The organism is Kineococcus mangrovi (assembly GCF_041320705.1).
In the GTDB taxonomy this organism is placed as follows: Bacteria; Actinomycetota; Actinomycetes; order Actinomycetales; family Kineococcaceae; genus Kineococcus; species Kineococcus mangrovi.
In genome coordinates, this window is sequence record NZ_JBGGTQ010000002.1 from 159,709 (window position 1) to 180,609 (window position 20,901).

The 20,901-nt window shown below is 76.6% G+C and carries 25 protein-coding genes; 9 read left to right on the top strand and 16 right to left on the bottom strand.

Annotated features, from left to right (window positions below; translation table 11 throughout):
* Window positions 1-9: 9 nt before the first annotated feature.
* From ispF to AB2L28_RS03810, 3 genes are read right to left on the bottom strand one after another with little or no spacing between them, the layout of a single operon-like run.
* Window positions 10-507, bottom strand: coding sequence for a 2-C-methyl-D-erythritol 2,4-cyclodiphosphate synthase (ispF, locus tag AB2L28_RS03800; protein ID WP_370717401.1), 498 nt, complete (start codon window positions 505-507; stop codon window positions 10-12).
* The gene (gene ispD, locus AB2L28_RS03805; RefSeq protein ID WP_370717845.1) at window positions 504-1,184 is read right to left on the bottom strand and encodes a 2-C-methyl-D-erythritol 4-phosphate cytidylyltransferase; all 681 of its coding nucleotides are present in this window, start codon (window positions 1,182-1,184) and stop codon (window positions 504-506) included. The genes ispF and ispD overlap by 4 nt, the downstream gene beginning before the upstream one ends.
* The gene (locus AB2L28_RS03810) at window positions 1,181-1,663 is read right to left on the bottom strand and encodes a CarD family transcriptional regulator (protein WP_370717402.1); all 483 of its coding nucleotides are present in this window, start codon (window positions 1,661-1,663) and stop codon (window positions 1,181-1,183) included. The genes ispD and AB2L28_RS03810 overlap by 4 nt, the downstream gene beginning before the upstream one ends.
* Window positions 1,664-1,952: 289 nt before the next feature.
* Here AB2L28_RS03810 and AB2L28_RS03815 point away from each other — a divergent pair, with 289 nt between their 5' ends.
* Window positions 1,953-2,648, top strand: a complete 696-nt coding sequence (locus AB2L28_RS03815) for a hypothetical protein (protein ID WP_370717403.1) — start codon at window positions 1,953-1,955, stop codon at window positions 2,646-2,648.
* Between the two features lie 90 nt (window positions 2,649-2,738).
* On the opposite strand, the gene AB2L28_RS03820 is transcribed toward AB2L28_RS03815, so the two are convergent.
* Together AB2L28_RS03820 and AB2L28_RS03825 are read right to left on the bottom strand one after the other, a co-directional pair.
* The gene (locus tag AB2L28_RS03820) at window positions 2,739-3,419 is read right to left on the bottom strand and encodes a response regulator (RefSeq protein WP_370717404.1); all 681 of its coding nucleotides are present in this window, start codon (window positions 3,417-3,419) and stop codon (window positions 2,739-2,741) included.
* Complete coding sequence (locus AB2L28_RS03825; RefSeq protein ID WP_370717846.1) at window positions 3,416-4,732, bottom strand: sensor histidine kinase; 1,317 nt, start codon at window positions 4,730-4,732, stop codon at window positions 3,416-3,418. Before AB2L28_RS03825 ends, AB2L28_RS03820 begins: the two co-directional genes overlap by 4 nt.
* A 218-nt stretch (window positions 4,733-4,950) precedes the next feature.
* On the opposite strand from AB2L28_RS03825, the gene phoU reads away from it, so the two are divergent.
* Window positions 4,951-5,616, top strand: a complete 666-nt coding sequence (gene phoU, locus AB2L28_RS03830; protein ID WP_370717405.1) for a phosphate signaling complex protein PhoU — start codon at window positions 4,951-4,953, stop codon at window positions 5,614-5,616.
* 50 nt (window positions 5,617-5,666) lie between these two features.
* Window positions 5,667-6,332 (top strand): hypothetical protein, encoded by a 666-nt coding sequence (locus tag AB2L28_RS03835; RefSeq protein ID WP_370717406.1) that lies wholly within the window; start codon window positions 5,667-5,669, stop codon window positions 6,330-6,332.
* 11 nt (window positions 6,333-6,343) lie between these two features.
* On the opposite strand, the gene AB2L28_RS03840 is transcribed toward AB2L28_RS03835, so the two are convergent.
* The 3 genes from AB2L28_RS03840 to mshA are packed head-to-tail and all read right to left on the bottom strand — an operon-like array spanning window position 6,344 to window position 9,535.
* Window positions 6,344-7,480 (bottom strand): glycosyltransferase, encoded by a 1,137-nt coding sequence (locus tag AB2L28_RS03840; protein WP_370717407.1) that lies wholly within the window; start codon window positions 7,478-7,480, stop codon window positions 6,344-6,346.
* A complete protein-coding gene (locus AB2L28_RS03845) occupies window positions 7,481-8,245 on the bottom strand; it encodes a phosphoglyceromutase (protein WP_370717408.1) in 765 nt (254 codons plus the stop codon).
* A gap of 9 nt (window positions 8,246-8,254) precedes the next feature.
* Window positions 8,255-9,535: a D-inositol-3-phosphate glycosyltransferase gene (gene mshA, locus AB2L28_RS03850; protein WP_370717409.1), complete on the bottom strand. Its 1,281-nt coding sequence runs from the start codon at window positions 9,533-9,535 to the stop codon at window positions 8,255-8,257.
* Window positions 9,536-9,679: 144 nt separating this feature from the next.
* Here mshA and AB2L28_RS03855 point away from each other — a divergent pair, with 144 nt between their 5' ends.
* Window positions 9,680-10,459 carry a class I SAM-dependent methyltransferase gene (locus AB2L28_RS03855; protein ID WP_370717847.1) on the top strand — a complete coding sequence of 260 codons (780 nt, stop codon included), beginning with the start codon at window positions 9,680-9,682 and terminating at the stop codon, window positions 10,457-10,459.
* A gap of 25 nt (window positions 10,460-10,484) precedes the next feature.
* A complete protein-coding gene (locus AB2L28_RS03860) occupies window positions 10,485-11,534 on the top strand; it encodes a LacI family DNA-binding transcriptional regulator (RefSeq protein ID WP_370717410.1) in 1,050 nt (349 codons plus the stop codon).
* A gap of 31 nt (window positions 11,535-11,565) precedes the next feature.
* Here AB2L28_RS03860 and dtd read toward each other — a convergent pair whose 3' ends face one another.
* Window positions 11,566-11,991 carry a D-aminoacyl-tRNA deacylase gene (gene dtd, locus AB2L28_RS03865; RefSeq protein WP_370717411.1) on the bottom strand — a complete coding sequence of 142 codons (426 nt, stop codon included), beginning with the start codon at window positions 11,989-11,991 and terminating at the stop codon, window positions 11,566-11,568.
* 82 nt (window positions 11,992-12,073) lie between these two features.
* Between dtd and AB2L28_RS03870 the strand changes: the two genes are divergently transcribed.
* On the top strand, window positions 12,074-12,397 hold the full coding sequence (locus AB2L28_RS03870; RefSeq protein ID WP_370717412.1) for a hypothetical protein: 324 nt from the start codon (window positions 12,074-12,076) through the stop codon (window positions 12,395-12,397).
* Window positions 12,398-12,401: 4 nt separating this feature from the next.
* Here the strand turns inward: AB2L28_RS03870 and AB2L28_RS03875 are convergent, their stop codons facing one another.
* Together AB2L28_RS03875 and AB2L28_RS03880 are read right to left on the bottom strand one after the other, a co-directional pair.
* Window positions 12,402-12,740, bottom strand: a complete 339-nt coding sequence (locus tag AB2L28_RS03875) for a DUF2516 family protein (RefSeq protein ID WP_370717413.1) — start codon at window positions 12,738-12,740, stop codon at window positions 12,402-12,404.
* 197 nt (window positions 12,741-12,937) lie between these two features.
* The gene (locus AB2L28_RS03880) at window positions 12,938-14,470 is read right to left on the bottom strand and encodes an FUSC family protein (RefSeq protein WP_370717414.1); all 1,533 of its coding nucleotides are present in this window, start codon (window positions 14,468-14,470) and stop codon (window positions 12,938-12,940) included.
* A 54-nt stretch (window positions 14,471-14,524) separates the two neighbouring features.
* Here AB2L28_RS03880 and AB2L28_RS03885 point away from each other — a divergent pair, with 54 nt between their 5' ends.
* Complete coding sequence (locus AB2L28_RS03885; RefSeq protein WP_370717415.1) at window positions 14,525-15,019, top strand: MarR family winged helix-turn-helix transcriptional regulator; 495 nt, start codon at window positions 14,525-14,527, stop codon at window positions 15,017-15,019.
* A 23-nt stretch (window positions 15,020-15,042) separates the two neighbouring features.
* Here the strand turns inward: AB2L28_RS03885 and AB2L28_RS03890 are convergent, their stop codons facing one another.
* The 5 genes from AB2L28_RS03890 to AB2L28_RS03910 form a co-directional block, all read right to left on the bottom strand.
* Window positions 15,043-15,645, bottom strand: coding sequence for an RsiG family protein (locus AB2L28_RS03890; protein WP_370717416.1), 603 nt, complete (start codon window positions 15,643-15,645; stop codon window positions 15,043-15,045).
* Window positions 15,646-15,775: 130 nt separating this feature from the next.
* On the bottom strand, window positions 15,776-16,903 hold the full coding sequence (gene ygfZ, locus AB2L28_RS03895; protein ID WP_370717417.1) for a CAF17-like 4Fe-4S cluster assembly/insertion protein YgfZ: 1,128 nt from the start codon (window positions 16,901-16,903) through the stop codon (window positions 15,776-15,778).
* On the bottom strand, window positions 16,900-17,391 hold the full coding sequence (locus tag AB2L28_RS03900; RefSeq protein ID WP_370717418.1) for a Fur family transcriptional regulator: 492 nt from the start codon (window positions 17,389-17,391) through the stop codon (window positions 16,900-16,902). Before AB2L28_RS03900 ends, ygfZ begins: the two co-directional genes overlap by 4 nt.
* Window positions 17,388-17,981 (bottom strand): nitrobindin family protein, encoded by a 594-nt coding sequence (locus AB2L28_RS03905; protein ID WP_370717419.1) that lies wholly within the window; start codon window positions 17,979-17,981, stop codon window positions 17,388-17,390. The genes AB2L28_RS03900 and AB2L28_RS03905 overlap by 4 nt, the downstream gene beginning before the upstream one ends.
* A gap of 173 nt (window positions 17,982-18,154) precedes the next feature.
* A complete protein-coding gene (locus AB2L28_RS03910) occupies window positions 18,155-18,949 on the bottom strand; it encodes a hypothetical protein (RefSeq protein ID WP_370717420.1) in 795 nt (264 codons plus the stop codon).
* A gap of 239 nt (window positions 18,950-19,188) precedes the next feature.
* Here AB2L28_RS03910 and AB2L28_RS03915 point away from each other — a divergent pair, with 239 nt between their 5' ends.
* The gene (locus AB2L28_RS03915; protein ID WP_370717421.1) at window positions 19,189-19,980 is read left to right on the top strand and encodes a winged helix-turn-helix domain-containing protein; all 792 of its coding nucleotides are present in this window, start codon (window positions 19,189-19,191) and stop codon (window positions 19,978-19,980) included.
* Complete coding sequence (mshD, locus tag AB2L28_RS03920; protein WP_370717422.1) at window positions 19,977-20,864, top strand: mycothiol synthase; 888 nt, start codon at window positions 19,977-19,979, stop codon at window positions 20,862-20,864. Before AB2L28_RS03915 ends, mshD begins: the two co-directional genes overlap by 4 nt.
* The last annotated feature ends 37 nt before the right edge of the window (window positions 20,865-20,901 follow it).

Genomic DNA, 20,901 nt, shown 5'->3' on the forward strand with positions numbered 1-20,901 from the left:
AGGGGTGCGTCAGCAGGGGACGACGAGCGCGGTGGCGATCGCGGCGATCCCCTCGCCGCGGCCCGTCAGGCCGAGTCCGTCGGTGGTCGTGCCGGCGACGGAGACGGGCGCGCCCACGGCCGTGGACAGGGCGGCCTCGGCCTCGGCGCGACGACGCCCGATCTTCGGGCGGTTGCCGACGACCTGGACCGAGACGTTGCCGACCTCGAACCCGGCCTCGCGCACGAGACGGGCGGCCTCACCCAGCAGCCGCACCCCGGAGGCCCCGGCGAGCTCGGGGCGGTCGGTGCCGAAGTGCGCGCCGAGGTCACCCAGGCCGGCGGCGGCGAAGAGGGCGTCGCAGCAGGCGTGCGCGGCGACGTCGCCGTCGGAGTGGCCCTCGGGGCCGGCTGCCTCGTCCTCCCACAGCACCCCGGCCACCCGGCAGGGCCGGCCCGCCGCGAGCTGGTGGACGTCGAGCCCGGTGCCGACGCGCGGCAGACCGGCCGGCGGGGTCCAGGTGGTCACGGAGCCTCCGGGGACAGGAGCGCCTGCGCGAGCAGGAGGTCGATCGGACGGGTCACCTTGAAGGCGCGCTCGTGCCCCGGCACGGTGCGCACGCCGTGGCCGAGGGCCTCGAGCATCCCGGCGTCGTCGGTCACCGCCGACCCGGGCACGGCGGCCTCGTGGACGGTGCGCAGCACGTCGGCGGAGAACCCCTGCGGGGTCTGGACGGCGACGAGCTCGGAGCGGTCGAGCGTCTCGAGGACCGTCTGCCCCGCGACGCGCTTGACGGTGTCGGCGACGGGCAGGACCGGGACCACCCCGGCGGCACCGGCGCGCACGGCCGCCACGACGAGGGCGAACACGTCGGGCGGGGTGAGGCAGCGGGCGGCGTCGTGCACCAGCACGACGTCGACGTCCGCGGGCAGCGCGCGGAGCCCGGCGCGCACGGAGTCCTGCCGTTCGGCGCCGCCGGGCACCACGAGGACGTCGGGCACGACGGGCTGGAGCAGCGAGCGGACCTCGTCGCACGCGCCGGCGGGCGCGACCACCACCACGACGTCGACGACGTCGGAGGCGGCGGCGCGCCGCAGGGCGTGCACGAGCAGTGGTTCCCCGGCGAGCGGCACGAGCGCCTTGGGGCGCGACGCGCCGAGCCGGTCGCCCCGGCCGGCGGCCGGGACGACGAGCGCGGTCCTCAGGAGGCCAGGACCTCGTCGAGCAGCGACTCGGCCTTGTCCTCGTTGGTGTTCTCAGCGAGCGCGAGCTCGGAGACGAGGATCTGCCGCGCCTTGGCGAGCATGCGCTTCTCGCCCGCGGACAGACCGCGGTCCTGGTCCCGGCGCCACAGGTCGCGGACGACCTCGGCCACCTTGACGACGTCACCGGACGCCAGCTTCTCCAGGTTCGCCTTGTAGCGGCGCGACCAGTTGGTCGGTTCCTCCGCGTACGGGGTGCGCAGGACGGAGAACACCTTGTCCAGCCCCTCGCGGCCCACGACGTCGCGGACGCCGACCAGGTCCACGTTGTCCGCCGGCACCTCGATCGTGAGGTCGCCCTGGGCGACCTTCAGCACGAGGTACAGCTTGTCCTCACCCTTGATGGTGCGGGTCTTGATCTCCTCGATCAGTGCTGCCCCGTGGTGGGGGTAGACGACCGTTTCGCCGACCGTGAAAGCCATAGAACGTGACCCCTTTCCCTGTCCCCAGGTTACCACGTTGAACGGGGGCCGGACAGCCCCGGACGGAGCGTTTGCGCAGGTCAGAGGCTCACAGGTCCACGTCGAGGGCTTGACAGGTCCCCAGGGACGTGCATTGCGCGCCCCTCGGGTGGTTGCTCTGCGTCACCGCAGCACCACGCCACCACCGTCCGCCGGGGGCCCGCGACCCGTGACGAGACCGTGATCGGGACGTGATCGCCACGCACCGCTCCCCGGCGACCGCGGCTACGACTGCCGGTAGTCTGACCGCGTGAAGCTGCGCACCCCGCTCCTGACCAGCGGCGACCGGACCCGCCTCGTCCGCCGCTCGGCCCTCGCGGTCCTCACCTCGGCAGCCGTCCTCGGGGTCTCCGGGTGCTCGGTCTTCTCGCCGCCGACCGTGCTCAAGCCGTACGCCCCCAGCGACGGGTCGCAGACCACCGTCGGCGACGTGGCCATCCGCAACGTCCTCGTGGTCTCCAGCGGCGTGGACGAACCGGGGGTGCTGTCCGCGGTCCTGGTGAACACCGGCACCGGCACCGCCGACGTCTCGGTGTCCGTCGACGTCGACGCGGGGCCCCCGGCGACCGAGTCCTACACGCTGGCCGAGAACGCGTCGCTGCACATCGGGGACCCCCGCGCGGCCGTGGAGAACGTCTCCCCCGTCGCCGACGACGCGGGCAACGAGCAGCGGGTGTCCTGGATCCAGGTGCCCCAGGTGCCCGTCGTCCCCGGCAAGACGGTCCCGGTCAGCTTCACCGTCGGCGGCCAGGAGGCGTCCGTCAACGCCCAGGTCCTGCTGCCCTGCTTCGAGTACGCCACGTTGACGCCCACCGCGGACCCGAGCGCCACCGCCACCGCCACCGCCACCGCGGGCGCCTCCCCCTCCCCGACGGTCACCTGCGGCCCGGCCACGGGCGAGGAGGGCCTGCTGAGCGACGAGGACTCCGAGAACTCCGAGGAGTGACGACGGTCCACCACCGGTGGCAGGGGGGAGGCGACCCGCGGGTCGCCTCCCCCCTGCCGCCGGTGCCGCTGCCGCCGGGCCGTCGCGGGTTCACCCCTCGAACTTGTACCCCAGGCCGCGCACGGTGACGAGGTACCGCGGGTTGGACGGGTCCGGTTCGATCTTGGCGCGCAGCCGCTTGACGTGGACGTCCAGCGTCTTGGTGTCACCGACGTAGTCCGAACCCCACACCCGGTCGATGAGCTGCACCCGCGTCAGCACCCGGCCCGCGTTGCGCAGCAGCAGCTCGAGCAGCTCGAACTCCTTCAGCGGCAGCGGGACCCGATCGCCCCGGACCGTCACGACGTGGCGGTCGACGTCCATCCGCACCCCGCCGGCCTCGACCGTCGTCTGCACGAGCTCCTCCGGCTCCGCCCCGCGCCGCAGCACGGCGCGGACGCGGGCGAGGAGCTCGCGCGAGGAGTACGGCTTCGTGACGTAGTCGTCGGCGCCGATCTCCAGCCCCACGACCTTGTCGATCTCGGAGTCCTTCGCGGTGAGCATGATGACCGGGACGCTGGAGCGGCTGCGCAGCTGACGGCACACCTCGGTCCCGGGCAGCCCCGGGAGCATCAGGTCGAGCAGGACGAGGTCGGCGCCCTCCTTGTCGAACTCCTCCAGCGCGTCGGGGCCGTTCTCGGTGACCGCCACGTCGTACCCCTCCCGCCGCAGCAGGTAGGACAGCGGGTCGGAGAACGACTCCTCGTCCTCCACCACCAGGATGCGCGTCACGGTCGGACCTCCAAGGGGCTGTTCGGTGCGGGCCGGCGGCCGGCGGTCCCACCCGCGGCCGCCGGTGGGCTGGACGACGACGGCTGCGCCGACGGGGACGGCGGGGGTGCGGACCCGCCCGGAGCCGCGGCGGCGGTGCCGATCGCGCTGTCGGCGAGGTCGGGGTCGGGCAGGCGCAGGGTGAAGGTCGAGCCCTCGCCCTCGGCGCTCCAGACCCGGACGTCCCCGCCGTGGTTGCCGGCGATGTGCTTGACGATGGACAGGCCCAGGCCGGTGCCGCCCGTCGAGCGCGACCGGGCCGCGTCGACGCGGTAGAACCGCTCGAAGATGCGGTGCAGGTCGGCCTGGCTGATGCCCACCCCGCGGTCGGAGACCGACAGGTCGATGGTCGGGACCTGCTGCCCCGCGGGCGTCCCGACCACCTGACCGCTGCCCCGGCGCACCTCGACGACGACGCGGCTGCGCTCGGGGGAGTAGGCCAGGGCGTTGTGGACCAGGTTGCGCAGGGCCGTCACCAGCAGCTCCCGGTCCCCCCGCACGTGCAGTCCGCGCTCCCCGGCGACGACGACCTCCGAGGCGCGCTGGTGGGCCACCGTCCCGACCCGGTCGACGGCCTCGGCGACGAGCTGGTCCACCTCGAGGGACTCCGGCTGCAGGACCGTCTCGGCGGCCTGCAGGCGCGAGAGGTCGATGATCTCCTGCACGAGCGCGGTCAGCCGGATGGCCTCCCGGCGCATCCGGCTCGCGAAGTGGCGCACGGCCTCGGGGTCGTCGGCGGCGTCCTCGACGGCCTCGGACAGCAGGGACAGGGCGCCCACCGGCGTCTTCAGCTCGTGGCTGACGTTGGCGACGAAGTCGCGCCGGACGGCCTCCACCCGCCGCGACTCCGTCCGGTCCTCCAGCAGCAGCAGGACGTGGTGCGGGCCGAGCGGGGTGACCCGCGCGAGGACCACCGCGGGGGGCCGGCCCAGCCCCGCACCGAGCTCGGTCTCGGTCTCGCGCACCCGCCCGTCCCGGCGGCAGGCGCGGACCATCTCGCGCAGCTGCGCGTCGACGAGCTCACCGCCGGAGACGACCCCCGAGGCGTAGGAGGCGGCACTGGCCTTGACGACGACGTCGTCGGCCGAGAGCACGACGGCGGAGGAGCGCAACGCCACGAGGACGTCGCTGACGCCCGGCGGCAGCCCGCCGACGGGCGTGGACAGCGTCGCCGGGGGACGCTGGAGGCGCTCGGAGACGCGGAACGCGAGGACCCCCGCGGCCCCGGTCAGCACGCCGACCGCCGCGGCGATCGAGACGGTGGCTTCACCCAGCACCCGGCCAGCCTACGGTCGTCGGCACCCGCTCCCCGGCCACCGACGGCTCCGCCACCGCGGCGGGGTCCAGATGTTCACCCGGCGGGGGCCGCTCGTTCACCCGCGCCTGAGACGGTGGGCCGGACGGTGACGACGTCCCAGACGCAGGACGATGACACCGCGGCGTCTCCCGCAGAGCACGGGACGCTGCTCGACGACCCCTGGAGGAACCCCCCGTGCGCAACGTGTACCACGATGAGCTCAGCGGCCTCGTCGACACCCTGGTGGAGATGACGCAGCTCGCCGAGTCCGCGATGACCCGGGCGACGACCGCCCTCCTCGACGCCGACCGCGAGCTGGCCGAGACGGTCATCTCCGCCGACCGGCGCATCGACGACCTGCAGCGCGACCTAGAGGAGCGCGCGGTCGACGTCCTGGCGCGGCAGTCGCCCGTCGCGACCGACCTGCGCGTCGTCGTCACGGCGCTGCGGATGAGCTCGAGCCTGGAGCGCATGGGCGACCTGGCCCGGCACGTGGCCAAGCTGACCCGGCTGCGCCACCCCGACCCGGTCGTGCCCGCCGAGCTGCGCAGCACCGTCCTGCAGATGGGGCAGGTGGCCGAGCGCATCGTCGCCAAGGCCGGCAGCGTCATCGCGACCCGCGACCTGGCGCTGGCCGCCGAGATGGAGGTCGACGACGACGAGATGGACCGGTTGCACCGGCAGGTCTTCGAGCAGCTGCTCGCCCGCACCTGGGACCACCCGACGGAGGTCGCGGTGGACCTGACCCTCTGCAGCCGCTACTACGAGCGGTTCGCCGACCACGCGGTGTCGGTGGCCAAGTCGGTCCTGTTCCTCGTCACCGGGTCCCGGGACGAGGACGCTGCCGCGCAGCGGGTCTGACCCCGTGCGCGGACGCGCCGACCGGCCGGCCGGGGTGTAGCGTCCCGGGGGTGATCGTGCTCCGTCCGACGCCGGACGCGCCGCGGAGCACCCGGCGGGCGCCGGCCCTGCTGGCTGCCGCGCTGGTGGCGACGGCCGCGGTGTCCGCGTGCAGCGTCGGGGACGAGCCCGCCCCGGCGCCCACGACGACGACGGTCCAGCCCGGTCCGGTGAACACGCCCTCCTCGTCGCCGACCGCGACGAGCTCGTCCCCGACCTTCGACTGCCCGTCGGTCCAGACGGCCCAGGCCGCGCTCGACGGCGCCTACGGCGCCGAGCTGGACCGGCTGGGCATCGACCGGGGGGACCCCCGTGCGCAGTCGGTCTTCACGCTCGTGACCACCGACGAGGCGCCGGAGTACTACGCGGCCGTCCTCGCCGCGGCGCCGCCGGAGGCGAGCGACGACGCCCGGGTGGTGCTGGACTACTACACGCAGCTCGCGTCCCGGGTCGGCACGCTCGACGTCGGCAACGGCTCGGTGGAGGAGCTCGCCACGGCCATGGCCGAGATCGACGCCGCCGGCGAGGCGGTCAACCCGGACCTGTCGGCGGCCACGGCCGTCGTGCAGGCCCAGGAGCGGCTGCAGGCCCAGCTGGACCGCGACTGCTCGGGCTCCCCGGGGGCCGGCCCCTCGGAGTCCTCGCAGTCCCCCGCCCCGAGCACGACGACGAGCTGAGCGCTCCCGGCTCAGCGCACGAGGTCGGCGAGGATCTGCGCCGAGACGGCGGCGGCGCGCTCCTGGTCGAAGTCCATCGCCCGCCCGGGACCACCGGCAGCCTTGCGGCGCAACGGCTCCGGGTCCGCCAGGAAGGCCAGCACCGCGTCCGCCAGAGCGGCGGAGTCCTCGACGGGCACGAGGTCGCCCAGACGGCCGTCGCGCAGCACGTACCGCGGACCGGTCGGGCAGTCCGTCGCGATGACCGGTGCGCCCACGGCGAGGGCCTCCAGCAGCACGAGGCTGCCGTTGCCCTCGTAGCGGGAGGACAGGACGAACAGGTCCGCGCCCGCGAGCAGGCTCGGCAGGTCGTCGCGGTGCCCCGCGAACTCGACGCGGTCGGCGATGCCGAGCAGGTCGGCCCGGTCCCGCAGGTCGGCGTCGAGGTCACCGGCGCCGACGAGGACGAGCTCGACGTCACCGCCGGCCGCCACGACCCGGGCGAGCGCGTCGAGCAGGACGTCGAACCCCTTCTGCTCGGCGAGCCGGCCGGCGGCGAGCACCCGGGTGCGGCCGGACGCCGGACGCCGCGGACCGCCCGCGGCCTCGACGGCGGCCCGCGTGGCGGCCACGTCGATGCCGACGTCGACCGCGTGCACGCGCGAGGCGTCCAGGCCGACCTCGAGCACGTCCGGCACGAGGCCCGGCGAGACGCAGACGGCGGCGTCGACGCGCTGGTGGACCTGCGTCAGCAGCGGCCGCAGCCGGGCCGGGGTCCAGGCGGCCACCGCGCGCGGCAGCGAGCTCTGGACGAGCACGACGAACGGCTTGCGCGCGACGCGCGCCGCCGCCCAGCCGAGCAGCAGGCCGTAGCCGACCTCGCTGCCGGAGACGACGACGTCGGCCCTGCGGGCGTGCCGCAGGGTGTTGGCCAGGACGCGCGGCGCGGCCGACCGGAACCGGCGCACGCCTCGCGACCCCCACCGCACGTCCAGGCGCGGGTCGGGCTCGTGCATCGGCCCGTCGGGCGCGACGTCCTCCAGGACGAGGAAGCGCACGCGCGCCCCGAGGTCCTGCCAGCGCCGGGCGAGGTCGGCCGAGACCCGCAGGCCCCCGTTGTCGCGCAGAGCGCCCTCGATGACGAGGACGCGGGGTCCGGGACCCCTCACTCAGCGGCCCTGGTTGGCCACCGCGGCGGCGGCGGCCGCGGCGGCGGCGGGGTCGAGGTACTCCCCGCCCGGCACCGTCGGCCGCAGGTCCGCGTCGAGGCGGTAGACGAGCGGGATCCCGGTGGGGATGTTCAGGCCGGCGATGTCGGCGTCGGAGACGCCGTCGAGGTGCTTCACGAGCGCCCGCAGCGAGTTGCCGTGCGCGGCCAGCAGGACGGTCTTGCCGGCCTGCAGGTCCGGGACGACCGACCCGGTCCAGTACGGCAGCATCCGCTCGACGACGTCCGCGAGGCACTCGGTGCGCGGGGCGGCCCCGCCGGGGCCGCCGAACGCCTCGGAGTAGCGGACGTCGGCGTCCTGGGAGAACTCCGAGCCGAGCTCGATGGGCGGCGGCGGGGTGTCGTAGGACCGGCGCCACAGCATGAACTGCTCCTCGCCGAACTCGGCGAGCGTCTGCTTCTTGTCCTTGCCCTGCAGCGCGCCGTAGTGGCGCTCGTTCAGGCGCCAGGACCGCTTGACGTCGATCCAGTGCCGGTCGGCGGCGTCGAGGGCCAGGGAGGCCGTCGTGATGGCGCGGCGCAGCACGGAGGTGTGCACGACGTCGGGCAGGACGCCGGACTCCATGAGCATCCGGCCACCGGCCGCGGCCTCGGCCCGCCCCTTCTCCGACAGGGCCACGTCGACCCAGCCGGTGAACAGGTTCAGGGCGTTCCACTCGCTCTCGCCGTGCCGCAGGAGGACGAGGGTGTGCGCCGCTTCAGTCATGGCGCAACCCTACCGAGCACCCCGCTCCCGCTCGGCGAGCGCCCGCGCGTAGACGTCCAGCGTCGCCTCGGCCGTGGCGCCCCAGCCGAAGCCGCGGGCGCGGCGGGCGGCCCGCTCCCCCACCGCCGCCCGCCGGGCGGGGTCGTCGAGCAGGTCGGCGAGCACCCCCGCCCACGTCGCGGGGTCGTGGTCGGGCACGAGCACCCCGGTCCCCGAGAGGGGGTCGGCGTCCACGGCGGTGCGCAACCCCCCGACGGCGGCGGCGACCACGGGCGTCCCGCAGGCCTGGGCCTCCAGGGCCACCAGGCCGAAGGACTCGTTGTAGGAGGGCACGGTGACGAGGTCCGCGGCGCGGTAGTGGTCGGCGAGCTCGGCGCGCGGGGTCGGCGGGGCCAGCCGCACGACGTCGGCCACCCCCAGGTCGGCGACGAGCTCGGCGAGGGAGTCCGGGTGCGCCGTGCCCGACCCGCTCGGCCCGCCGAGGACGACGACGCGCAGCCGCTCCCGGCGCCGGGGCTGGCGGCGCAGCAGCTCCGCGGTGGCCCGGACGAGCAGGTCGGGGGCCTTCAGCGGCTGGATGCGGCCGACGAAGAGGAGGACCTCGGCGTCGGCGGGCAGGCCGAGGCGTGCGCGGGAGGCGGCACGGCCGGGCTCGGGGCGGAAGGTGGCGAGGTCGACGCCCGGCGGCACGACGGCGACCTTGGCCGGGTCCGCGCCGTAGAGCCCGACGAGGTCGTCGCGCTCGGCGGCGGTGTTGGCGACGACGCGGTCGGCGGCGTCGACGACCTGCTGCTCGCCGATGACCCGGCCCGCCGGTTCGGGGGTGTCCCCGTCGGCGAGCGCCGCGTTCTTCACCTTGGCCATGGTGTGCATGGAGTGCACGAGCGGGACGTCCCACCGGTCGGCCGCGAGCCAGCCGACCTGGCCGGACAGCCAGTAGTGCGAGTGCACGACGTCGTAGTGGTGCTCGGAGTGGCGGGCCCCGGTGTGCAGCACCCCCGCGGTGAAGGCGCACAGCTGGCCGGGCAGGTCCTCCTTGGCCAGGCCCTCGTAGGGTCCGGCGGCCACGTGCCGCACGCGGACCCCGCCCCGGCCGCCGGGGTCGTCGACCACGGGCGGCTGGTCGGAGCTGGTGCGGCGGGTGAAGACCTCGACCTCGACGTCGCGGCGGGCCAGCTCGCGGGCCAGCTCCAGGACGTACACGTTCATGCCCCCGGCGTCCCCCGTGCCGGGCTGGGCCAGCGGCGAGGTGTGCACCGACACCATCGCCACCCGCGAGACCACGCCCATCGAACACCCTCCGGCACGCCGGGGACCGGAGGTGGTGTCCGCCAGTAGTGTCCCCACGTGCCCCGGCAGTCTGCCTCCCGCGTCCGCGCCGGCGGTGCGGGGGTCGGCACCGGGGTCGGTGCAGGGGTCGGCGCGGTCGGGGCGGTGACCCGGGGCACGACCGGGCCGGACCGCCTGCGCCGGGTCGAGCGGTGGCTGGCCCAGACCCAGTCCGGGCGGTTGCGCCGGGCGGCGGACCCCCTCGTCGTGGACCTCGGCTACGGCGCGTCCGCGGTGACGGTGACCGACCTGCAGCGCTGGCTGCGCGGGGTCCGGCCCGACGTGCGCGTCGTCGGGCTCGAGATCGCCCCGGACCGGGTCGCGGCCGCGCGCGCCGCCGTGGCGCACCTGCCGGACCCACCCGCCTTCGCCGTCGGCGGCTTCGAGGTCCCCACCGCGGGCGACCCGGTGCTCCTGCGCGCGTTCAACGTGCTGCGGCAGTACGAGACCGGGGAGGTCCAGGCGTCCTGGGACCGGCTGCGCGCCCGGCTCGCGGGCGGCGGTCTGCTCGTCGACGGCACCTGCGACGAACTGGGGCGGCGGGCGACGTGGGTGGCCCTGGAGCGCGAGGACGGGCCGGTGTCGCTGACGCTGTCGGTGCGGCTGGCGGGGCTGCCCGCGCCGTCGGCCGTGGCCGAGCGGCTGCCCAAGGCGCTGATCCACCGCAACGTCCCCGGCGAGGGGGTGCACGACCTGCTGCGCGCCGCCGACGCGGCGTGGGCCCGCTCGGCGCCGACGGGGACGTTCGGGCTGCGGCAGCGCTGGATCGCGACGTGCCGCGACCTGGCCCGGGACTGGCCGGTGCTGGACTCCGCCGCGCGCTGGCGGCTCGGTGAGCTCACCGTGGCGTGGTCGTGCGTGGCGCCCCGGGGTGGTCCGGCATGATCTGCTGATCGAGCGAGGAGGTCCGGTGGCACGGACGAGCGAGGGCGCCGCCGGTGCCCGCCCCACCATCCGCGACATCGCCCGCGTGGCGGGGGTGTCGAAGGCCTCGGTCTCCTACGCGCTCAACGACCTCCCGGGCGTCTCGGAGGAGACCCGCGCCCGCGTCCGCGCCACCGCGACCGAGCTGGGCTGGCGACCCAGCGCCGCGGCGCGCTCGCTGTCGCGGGCGCGGGCCGGGGCCGTCGGGCTGGCCGTGGCGCGGGACGTGCGGCTCCTGGAGGAGGAGCCCTACTACATGCGCTTCATCGCCGGGATGGAGGGCGTCCTGGCGCGCGAGGGCGTGTCCCTGCTGCTGAGCGTGGTGCCCGACGTGGACGCCGCCGTCGAGGTGCTGCGCGACTGGTGGGGTGAGCGCCGCGTGGACGGGGTCGTGCTGACCGACCTGCGCGTCGAGGACCCGCGCGTCGCCCTCGTGGCCGAGCTGGGGATCCCGTGCGCCGTGCGCCCGGGGGTCGACGACCGCCTGCCGGGGGGTGAGCGGCCGGGGGTGCCGGTGGAGGCCGAGCGGCGGTCCTTCGTCGAGGTGGTCGACCACCTCGTCGGCCTCGGCCACCGGCGGCTGGCCCGCGTCGCCGGTCCCCGGGAGTTCCTGCACACCCGCCGCCGCGACGTGGCGTGGGCGGAGGTGACGCGCTCCAGGCTGGGCCGGGAGGCGCCCGTCGTCGTCGCCGACCACACCTCCGCGGGCGGGCTGGCCGCGACCCGGGACCTGCTGGCCCGGGCCGGACCCCCCACCGCGGTCGTCTACGACAACGACGTGATGGCGGCCGCCGTGGTGGCCGAGCGCGAGAGCCTGGGGGTGCGGGTGCCGGAGGACCTGGCGGTCGTGGCCGGGGAGGACTCCATGCTGTGCCGGCTGGCGAGCCCGGCGATCAGCTGCCTGCACCGCGACGTCGTCGCCGACGGCGCCCAGAGCGCCCGCTCCCTGCTCGAGGTCGTGCTCGGCCGCCGCAGCGAGGCGGTGGTCTTCGAACCGCACCGCCTCGTCGTGCGCGGCACGACGTCGACGGGCTGAGCGCGTCCGCGAGGACGTCTGCCGGGGACGCTCACGCCTCCAGCCAGATCGTCGTCGGGCCGTCGTTGACGAGCTCGACGGCCATGTCGGCCCCGAACCGCCCGGTCTCCACGCGCAGCCCGTGCCCGCGCAGCGCGTCGGCGACGGCGTCGAGGAGGGGTTCGGCGACGGGTCCGGGGGCGGCCGCGTTCCACGTGGGGCGCCGCCCCTTGCGGGTGTCGGCGTAGAGCGTGAACTGGCTGACGAGCAGGACGGGGGCACCGACGTCGGCGGCGGCCTGCTCCCCGCGCAGGATGCGCAGCTGGGCGACCTTGCGGGCGACGAGCTCGACCTGGGCCGGGCCGTCGTCGTGGGTGGCGCCGAGGAGCACGAGCAGCCCCGGCTCGGTGATCTCACCGACCACCTCCGCACCGACGGTGACCCGGGCCCGGGTCACCCGCTGGACGACTGCGCGCACGTGCTGCTCCCTGCGGGTGGTGGTGGGGTGACGGGACGGTGAACCTCACGTCCCGGGAGGGTTGCCGACCTACGATCGACCGGTGCTGCAGACCCTGCTCGACGCCCCCGTGGTCATCCCGCTCACCCTGCTCGCCGTCGGGGTGTGCGCGCTGGGGGCGCTGTGGCGGCCGCGGGTGGACGTCGCGCTCGCGCTGGGGCTGCTGGCCGCGATCTGGTCGCGCGTGAACCAGCCCGTGGAGGGCCGGGTGCTGCACAGCTGGACGCTGGACCGCGGTTTCACCGAGGCCGACCTGCTGTCGGTGCTGGCCGTGCTGGTGGCGCTCCTGACGCTGGGCCGGTGCGTCCGGCGGTTCGCGCGCCGGGCCTCCGACCGGGACCGGGCGGGCACGCTGCCCGCCCGGTGAGGGGTCACCAGGGGCCGTAGGGACCGGAGTGCCCGCGGTCGTCGCGGCGGGGTCCGCCGCCGTACTGGCGCACCGCCGGCCGCACGTCGACGAGGTACACGGCGGCACCGACGACGCCGATGATGCCGAACAGGCTCAGCGGGGAGAAGACGGACACGAACCCGACGGCGGTGGCGATCGCGACGATCACCGTCCAGAAGGTCTTGGTCCGCTTGCCCGCGGCGGTGAAGGCACCCGCCGGGCGGCGCAGGCAGTCCACGAGCGCCCACACCTCCAGACCGAAGGCCGCGACCCCCAGGAGCAGCACGACACCGGATTGCAGGCTGTTCAGCGCGCTCAACACACCAGAAGACTACGGTCGAGGAGCCCCGCGAGTTCCCCGATCGGCCACGTCGAGGGCCTGTCCGCCCGCGCGGGGTGGTGCGCGAGGTCCCGGCACCTCCCGGTCCGTCGTGGACGTGTCGAACGGCACGCCCCGTCCCCACCGTCGGGCCGAGCCCCACCGGGTCGAGCCCCACCGCCGTTCGCGGTCGTCCCGCGTCACGGGCGACCGGGGTGAGCGGCCCCCAGCAGGTCCCCCAGCCGGCGGTAGGCGTCCTGCTCGTCCTCGACGGCGGTGCGGGGGGCGGGCACCCGCCAGCCGTCGTCGGCCAGCCGGGTGCGGGCCTCGGCGACGGCCAGCAGCCCGCCGCGCAGCGCCGCGGCGTCGCGGGCGGCGCCGAGGTCGGCGAGGGCCCCGTCGAGGGCCCGCGCGGCGGACCGGTTCCGGACGGCGAGGGCGACGACGACCGCGGCCAGTACACCGAGGGCGGTGTCGGCGAGGCGGTCCAGGACGAGCTGCCCCGGGCCCGCCCCGGAGGTGCCCAGGCGGGCCAGCAGCAGCGAGAGGCCGGTGATGGCGACCGTCCCGAGGGCGTGGTTGCGGGGCATGGCGAACTCGACGGCGAACATGCACAGGACGGTCAGCACCCACAGCCGGACGTCGTCGGTGGCCAGGGTGAGGAGCCCGGCGGCCAGGAGGACCCCGACGAGGGTCCCGGCGCCGCGCTGCAGCCCCCGCTGGAGGGTGACGCCGGCCGAGGGCGACTGCAGGACGGCGGCGGCCCCGACGGCGGCCCAGTGCAGGTGCCCGAGGCCCAGCGCGGCCGCCACCGGCACCGCGGCGAGGCAGGCCAGGCCGACGCGCAGGGCGGGCACCCGCAGGTGCCCCGCGCCGCGCAGCGCGCGCAGGACCCGGTGGCGCGGCCACGGCTGGGCCGCCGGGACGGGGCCGGCCGGCGCGAGGGGCAGCACCCGGCGCCCGGGGAGCGCGGTCAGCAGCAGGCGCAGCGGAGGCTCGGGGGCGCCGGCGTGCAGGACGCGGTCGGCGTGGGCGAGCCAGCCGCCCAGCGGGCCGGCCGCGCGCGGTCCCAGGACGTCCCACGCCGCGTGGACGGCGGCGGTGGCCCGGTGCCGGGCCGCCGGGTCGAGGGCTCCCCCGCGCTCGCGCACGTCCAGGACAGCCGTCACGGCGCGGGCGACGGCCCGCCGCTCGGGCCCGTCGGGGCGCCACAGCCCGGCCGCGCCGGACAGGGCGACCCCCAGGGCCGCGGACGCGACGGTGACGGCGACGACGGCGGGCAGGTCGCAGGTCCGCAGGGGTTCGACGCTCAGCGTCCCGGCCGCGAAGACGGGGATGAGCCCGGCGGGCGGGCCCGTCCGGACGACGTCGGTGACGAACTTCGCGACGGCCGCCACCAGCGCGACGACGAGGGCCGGCACGAGCACGTCGGCCCACCCGGCCAGGGGCAGCACCGCGCTGACCGCCCCGGCCAGGACCGCGAGGACGAGCCCGAGCCCGGTCCAGGCCTGCGTCCGCCACCGCCGGGCGTACGCCTCGTGCCGGCCGTAGAGGTTGGCCAGCGCGCCGAAGGTGGCGGGTGCGGCCAGCAGGGGGGTGCCGGCGGCCATCGTCACGGCCAGCGGCAGGCCGAGGGCCGCCGTCGCGGTGCCGGCGGCCCACCAGGGGTGGGCGCCCGGAGCGGTGCGCGTCCACCCGCGGACGGCGCGGCGCAGGTGGGCGGGGAGGATCACCCCGACAAGTTAACAGGTGTTTCACCCGCGAAGCACTTGTGCCAGGATGGCCGTGTGAGTCCCTCCCCCGACCCGGTCGACGCCGCTCGCGCCGGGTGGGCCGCCCTGCGCCCCGACCTCGACACGTCCCCGATGGCCCTCACGGGCCGGCTGCGCCTCGTCGCGGCCGCCCTGACCCGCGTCACCGACCCCGTCGTGCGCGCCGAGGGCCTGACGCGCCCCGAGTTCGACGTCCTCAGCGCGCTCCGGCGGGCCGGGCGCACCCCCCTGACCCCCACCGGCATCGCGGCCGCGACCCTCGCCTCGGGAGCCGCCACGACGAAGCGCCTCGACCACCTCACGAGCGTCGGGCACCTGCAGCGCACCCCCGACGAGCGCGACGGCCGGGTCACCCGGCTGTCGCTGACCCCGGCCGGCACCGCCCTCGTCGACCGCGTCCTGCCGCGGCTGCTGGCGGCCGAGCGCGCCTTCGCCGCCTCGCTGAGCCCCGACCAGCGCACCGCGACGAGCCAGGCGCTGGGGGTGCTCCTCGCCGAGCACGGCGTCTGAGGCGGTGCGGCGAGGACCCCGGATCAGCGCGCGCTGCGCAGCGCGTCCTCCACGGAGACGACGCCGTCGCGGTAGCGGCGGGTGATCTCGTCGGTGCAGGCGTCCATGGCCTCCTGGACGCGGTGCCGGTCGGCGGACAGCTCGTGCTCGAGGGCCACGAGGCGCTCGCGGGCGTTGCCGAGCTGGGTGTCGTCCATGGCCCCCAGGTCGGACAGGTGCGGGTCGGCGACCGCCAGTTCGGCCCGGCGGCGGTGCTCCCCCACCCGCGAGGGCTCGACGGACGTGAACCGGCCCATGCCGTGGTCGGTGCGCCGCGGGTCGGCCAGGACGTCGGTCAGCTTGGCGACGAGCTCGGCGTCGGAGCGGGCGTGCCGCACGTCGGCGGCGCCGTCGGAACCGGCGCGGCGGTCCTCCTCGGCGCCCAGCAGGTCCAGCCGCCCCTGGATCAGCCGGCGCGCGTAGGACAGGTCGGCCTCCTCCTGCTCGGCGACCGTGCGGTGCTCCCGCAGCGCCTGCAGGTCCAGGTCCGGCAGGCCGGCCAGGAACTCCGGCGCCAGGACCTTGTCGAGCGCCCGCCTCCCCCCCGCCTGGTAACCGCTGACCTGACCGTCCCCGTGCTCGTCCACGACGCCTCCCCCGGTGTGGGTGCCACTCACAGCACGCATACGACTACCAAGCGTGCGCTCCGCAGAGTATGACCCACCAGGAGGGCCCGGCGCAGGAGCCCACCGACCTCCAGGACGGCTCAGAGGCGGCTCAGGGAGCGACGACCGTCTCCTGCGCCGCGGCGATGCGGCGCGGGGCCTGGTCGTCCTGCGCCGCCGACCCGGCCAGCGCGACGAGCTGGGCGTCGACCGGCAGGGACCGCTTGACCACGGCCAGCGCCACGGGCCCGAGCTCGTGGTGGCGCGCCGCCGTCGTCACGTGCCCGACGCGCCGGTCGCCCTGCGCGGGGTCGAGGACCGCGTCCCCGGACGAGGGCAGGTCGTGGGAGGACCCGTCGAGGTGCAGCAGCACCAGCCGCCGGGGCGGACGTCCCAGGTTGTGGACCTTGGCGACCGTCTCCTGCCCGCGGTAGCAGCCCTTGTGCAGGTGCACGGCCGTCCGCAGCCAGTCCAGCTCGTGGGGGATGGACCGCTCGTCGGTCTCGCGCCCCAGCCGCGGCCGCCACGCCTCCACGCGCAGCGCCTCGGCGGCCCAGGTGCCGGCCGGGCGCCGGTCCCCGACCGCGGCCGCGAGCTGCCCGCGCGGCACGAGGACCTCGCGCCAGGGCCGATCGGCACCGGGGTGCTCGAGCGTGGAGACGGCCGCGTAGCTCGCGGTGTCGGCGCTGCCGCCCTCGGCCAGCGGCGTCGCGCCGGGCCACGGGTCGACCCACACCGGACCGTGCGCCGACTCCGGGGACCGGTCCGGCTCCCCCAGCACGGCGAAGCGCTCGGAGACGTCCTCGATCTCGACGCGCAGCGTGAAGCGCATGCGCTCCAGCCACGTGCGCAGCCCGTCGACCCGGCCGGGTTCCAGGGTCAGCCACGTCGCCTCGCCGTCGTCGAGGAGGTGCGCGGCGTGCTCGATGCGACCCGTGGGGCTCAGGACGAGCGTCTCGGTGGACACCCCCGCGGGCAGCCCCGTCAGCGCCTGCGTCGTGATGCTGTGCAGCCAGGACAGCCGGTCCGGACCGCTCAGCCGCAGGACCCCGCGGTGCGAGAGGTCCACCACGGCCTCGCCGCGCACGAGGGCGCGCTGCTCGGCGTGCGGGTCCCCGTAGTGCCAGGCCACCCCCGCGTCGAGCCCCTCGGCGGCGACGGCGCCGGCGACGGCGAGCAGCGGCGAGCGGTACGGGGTGGTCTGCGTCGTGGTCTGCGTCGTCTCGGTCGGCGTGCTCACGGGTGCTCCTCGGGGGCCAGCTGGGCGCGGCACGCGGCGCACCGGCCGCGCAGGGCCAGGTGCCCCGTGTCCACGACGAAGTCGTTGCGGGACGAGATGACCGCCGCCAGGTCGCGCGCGGGCCCGGCGTCGGCCTCGGCCACGGCGCCGCACCCGTCGCAGACCAGGTGCAGGTGCCCCCCGTGCTCCACGGGGTGGAACGACGGCACCCGCCGGTCGAGCTGGGTGCGGGCGACGAGCCCGACCTCCTCCAGGACCGCCAGCGCCCGGTAGACGGTCGAGGGGTCCACCGTGGGCCAACCGACGTCCGCACCGCCCTGTTCCGGGGACGGAGCGGACCGGGCGGCCAGGTGCGCGGTCACCTCCTCGGCGCTGGCGTGCCCCAGGGCCCGGACGGCGTCGAGGACGCCGCGGCGCTGCGGGGTCGACCGCAGACCCCGGGAGTGCAGGGCGGGCCCGAGGTCGTCGGGCGCCGGCGTGCCCGTCACGGCGCGGTCGGGGCGCCCGGCTCGTCGGGGCCCTCGTCCACGCCCCCGTCGCCGACCCGCTTGAGCCGCGCCGAGGCGTAGCTGCGCATCGGGTGGCCGGCGAGGGAGACGTCGAGCGCCCACAGCAGGTCGCCCTCGACGAGCCCGTACACCCGCGACCCCGCGGTGTACTCGTGGGCCGTCGTCGTGCGGGCCACGACGTCGGTCGTCAGGTCGATGCGCGGACCGCGGGCCGTGCCGGCGAGGATCTCCACGACGCCCGTGGGGTGGGTCAGCAGCACCTCGAGCTCGACCGGCCGCGGCCCGTCGGCGGGTGCGGGGGTGTCGAGGTCGACCGGCTGCGGCCGCCAGAACCCCGTCTCGACGTCGAGCGGGTCGGTCGTGCGGCCGTCCTCGTCCAGGGCCCACGTCGTCGACGTGTAGCGGAGGAAGTCGCGGCCGTCGTGGGTGAACTCCACGACCTGCCCGAACCGGGTGTCGGTCTCACCGCGGGCGGGGTGGCCGAGGACGCCGGCGCCTTCCCACCGGCCGATCAGCCACGACAGCGGGACGAGGGTGAGCGGGGTGTCGGTGCGCAGGGGGACGACCACGGGTCAGCGCTGGCCCTGGTAGAGGCGGTAGACGACGTAGCCGGCGAACCAGGCGATGACGATCGACACCACGATGAGCAGGACGAGGAAGAAGACTTCGAGCGCGTGCACGTCCCGAGCCTACCGGCGCGGTGGCCCCCGGACCCCCCGACGTGGGGCGGCTCACTCCCGGGTCACAGCAGCAGCAGACGCCCGACGAGGTAGGCGCCGGGACCGGCCAGCGCGACGGGGACCGCTGCGACCGCGAACGCGGCGGGCAGCGTGCGCGCGGCGGGCAGGCGCGTGGACAGGGCCCGCCAGGCCGAGACGAGGACACCGGCCCCCAGACCCGCCACGAGACCGGCGAGGGCCCAGCGGCCCTCGCTGGGCACCGAGGTCTCGCTGGTCAGCACGGCGAGCGCGGTGCTGACCAGCCACCCCACGGCCGCCCCGACGAGCAGGTTGACGGGGCCGGCGACCCGCAGCGGCCACGTCGTGGCGGCCACCGCGCTCGTCGCGGCGACGGCCGCGAGGACGACGGGGGCCAGGGCCGGACCGGCGTACGTCGTCGGGACGGCCACCCACGCGGCCGCCAGCACCACGACGGCCTGCGCGGTGACGACCCCGGTGACGGACTCGACGAGGCGGGGCCGTCCGTCCCGGCGCAGCAGCTGGTGGGCGAAGGCGACCAGCAGCGCGAGCGCGGCGACCTCGGGCAGCTGGCCCAGCACCCCCGAGACCTGGCTGCCCTCGGCGCGGGCGGTGCGCACCGCGAGCGCGGCCACGACGACCGCGCTCACCCCGACGAGGGTGACCACGACCGTCGAGCTGCGCCGGGCCGGCAGGTCCAGCAGCTCGGGCCAGCCGGCCGCGACGAGGACGCCGAGCAGGACGACGGCGACCGCGAGGGCGGGCACCCCGCCGAAGGCGGCCAGCCCGACGAGCGCGGCGAGGGCGAAGGTGGCCGTGGCCGTCGCGGAGGTGCTCACGCGGCCTCCACCCGGGCACCCGGTGCGGTGGTGCCCTCGCGCTCGGTCACGACGTCGTTCACGTCCGCGATCCTCCCAGAGGCGCGCGGACCCGCTCGGGGTGGTCCGTCCACCTCCGCGACACGCGTAGTCTGAGGGCCGTCGGCCCGACGGCGCCCGCCGCGCCCCCGGCACGCCCGTGGGCGCCGGGGACGGCCGGCCCGACCCGGACATCCGCAGCGAACGGAGGGCAGGACAGCGTGGCGCAGCTCCTCGTCCTCACCAACGCCCTCGCCCCCTCCACCGAGGTCCTGCCCGCCCTCGGCCTGCTCCCGCACAGCGTGCGGGTGCTGCCCGCCGAGGCCTCCGTCCTCGTCGACGAGCCCACCGCCGACGCCGTCCTGGTCGACGGCCGCCGCGAGCTGGCCGCCGCGCGCTCGCTGTGCCGCCTGCTGCGCACGACGGGCCTGTCCCAGCCGCTGCTGCTGATCGTCACCGAGGGCGGGATGGCGGTGGTGGCCGCGGACTGGGGCGCCGACGACATCGTCCTGGACACGTGCGGCCCCGCCGAGCTCGACGCGCGGCTGCGCCTGGCCGCCGGGCGCCTGCGCCGTCCCGCCGAGGACGCCGAGGACGGCGCGGCCGCCGAGATCCGCGCCGGGGACGTCGTCATCGACGAGGGCGCCTACTCGGCCCGCGTGCGCGGACGCCAGCTCGACCTCACGTACAAGGAGTTCGAGCTCCTCAAGCACCTCGCCCAGCACCCCGGTCGCGTCTTCACGCGCGCCCAGCTGCTGCAGGAGGTGTGGGGCTACGACTACTTCGGCGGCACCCGGACCGTGGACGTCCACGTCCGGCGGCTGCGCGCCAAGCTCGGCGCCGAGCACGAGAACGCCATCGGCACGGTCCGCAACGTCGGGTACCGCTTCGTCTCCTCCGGCCGCGACCTCGACGACGGCCTCGGCGCCGGCGACGAGGCCGTCCTCGGGGGCGGCGAGGACACCGGGGACACCGCCCCGGTCGCCCCGGCGGACCCGGCCCGGCGCCCGTGAGCGCCCCGACGCGCGAGGACCGCCGCCGGGTCCTGGACCTGGCCGCGGCCGCCTCCCGCACCGACGGCGCGACCTCGCTGTCCGAGGACGCCGTGCTGCGGCTGGGCGAGGGGACCGAGGGGGGTTCCGGCGTCCAGCACCTGCTCCGGACCTCCCCCGAGGGCGAGCTGGCCGGTTACGCCCAGCTCGCGGGCCCGGCCGGCGCCCCCGAGGGCGAGCTGGTCGTGCACCCGGCGCACCGGCGCCGCGGGCACGGCACCGCGCTGCTCGCCGAGGTCGAGCGCCTCGCCGCGGGCGCCCCGGTCCGGCTGTGGTCGCACGGGGACACCCCCGGCGCGGCGGCCCTGGCCGAGCGGCACGGGTGGCGGCGCGCTCGCGAGCTGCTGCGCCTGGAGCGCCCGGCCGCGGGCCTGGCCGACCTGGAGGTCCCGGCGCTGCCCGCGGACGTGCGCGTGCGGCCCTTCGCCCCCGGCGAGGACGAGCAGGCGTGGGTCGCCGTCAACGCGGCCGCCTTCGCGGGGCACCCCGAGCAGGGCCGCTGGACGGTGCGCGACCTGCGCGCGCGGCTCGCCGAGCCGTGGTTCGACGCCTCGCTGCTCCTGCTCGCCGAGGGCCCCGAGGGGGTCGTGGGGTTCTGCTGGATGAAGCTCGAGGACGGGCACGGCGAGCTCTACGTCCTGGGGGTGGCGCCCGGGCACGCCGGCGCGGGTCTGGGCCGCGCCCTGCTGGTGCGCGGGCTGCGCGCCGTCGCGACCGCCCCGGCCCCGCCGGCGCGCGTCGACCTCTACGTCGACGGCGACAACACCCCCGCGCTGCGCCTCTACGCCCGCCTCGGGTTCGACCGGGCGGCGGTCGACGTGCAGTACGCCGCGCCCACCGGCTGAACCACCCGCGCGTTCACCGGCCGTTCCGGGATCGTTC